Annotated in this window: 2 protein-coding genes; both read left to right on the top strand. The window is 61.0% G+C overall.

Annotation, left to right across the window (positions count from 1 at the left end):
* Positions 1–242 precede the first annotated feature (242 nt).
* A complete protein-coding gene (locus ACRYR9_RS19670; protein WP_012435670.1) occupies positions 243–677 on the top strand; it encodes a hypothetical protein in 435 nt (144 codons plus the stop codon).
* A gap of 1 nt (position 678) precedes the next feature.
* Positions 679–1,042 (top strand): DEAD/DEAH box helicase family protein (locus ACRYR9_RS19665; protein ID WP_459077415.1); only part of this gene is annotated, 364 nt, incomplete at its 3' end.

Genomic DNA, 1,042 nt, shown 5'->3' with positions numbered 1-1,042 from the left:
GGTCTTCAGCCTCCCCAAACTGGGAGCAGGGTTTGGCCTTTGGGCGGCCGCCTATTTCAACTTCTCGCATGTCGTGTGCTGTGGTGTGGGAATGCGGCGAAAGCCCACGCGAATATCGAGCTTTTGCTTGATTCGATCGTCGTTGCCCGCCCCAAAATCGTACCGGCCAGTTCGCTCAACCGGCGCCATTGACTTCGCAGCCATGCCGGTAACTTGGAACCATATCCCGATGGTTTTCCGACATGCGCTTCACACGTTATCTCCGTTACTACCCGATCGATTTTACCTCGCGCCGCGAGGCCGCTTTCGCTCGCAAGCAGGCCCGCGAGCGTGCGCGCTATCCCCTGTTTCCCGAGCACATAGCCGAGTCACAACGCACCGTCGCTGACGAAATCGCCCTGCGCCAGCGTCGTTCCGACAGTCTGGAGCTGCGTATGCGCGCGCTCCAGGCCAAACACTGGCGCAAAGGTCGCAGCATGTACTTCGCCCAACCGGCGGCCGTTCGTGCCCACATCCAGGAAGCGTGGCGAGCATGGCGTGGCCCCACCACTCCCAACAACTTCATCTATGTAGTTGAGCAGCAAACCGGCGAGGGCGAGCGCCGCCGTGCGGCGATCCGGGAGAGGGATGCGGCGTTTCGCGCGTCTCTCGTTGACACACAACTGACCCTCGCCTGACATGCAGCCTACCGAAGAGCAAACCGCTGTCGTTGATGCGTCCTTGGATGGCGAACCGTTGAAGGTTGACGCTCGTGCGGGCGCCGGCAAGACCTCCACCCTAGGCCTCGTCTCGACCGCCAAAGGGCGGGCTCGTGGTGTCTATTTGGCCTTCAATCGCCTCATTGCGGAGGAGGCCAAGCGCAAGTTCCCTTTGTCCGTGCGGTGCGGAACGGTCAACTCCCAGGCATACAGATCCGTATCGGCCGACATCACCCGGAAGCTCCGTAATCCGTTGGAGCCCAACTACCTCCTCGCAGAGCGATTCGGCCTACAGCCTATCAAGGTCCCGACAACGATCGGGAAGAACCTTGAACTGACCTCCG

The organism is Kineococcus auxinigenes, assembly GCF_050871525.1.
Classification (GTDB): Bacteria; Actinomycetota; Actinomycetes; order Actinomycetales; family Kineococcaceae; genus Kineococcus.
Note: the sequence above shows the minus strand (reverse complement) of the source record. Positions and strands in the feature narration are given on the sequence as shown.

What these genes read in the sequence shown, in the direction of transcription:
- ACRYR9_RS19670 (WP_012435670.1), top strand. Translation starts at nt 243, where the DNA reads ATGCGCTTCACACGTTATCTCCGTTACTACCCGATCGATTTTACCTCG.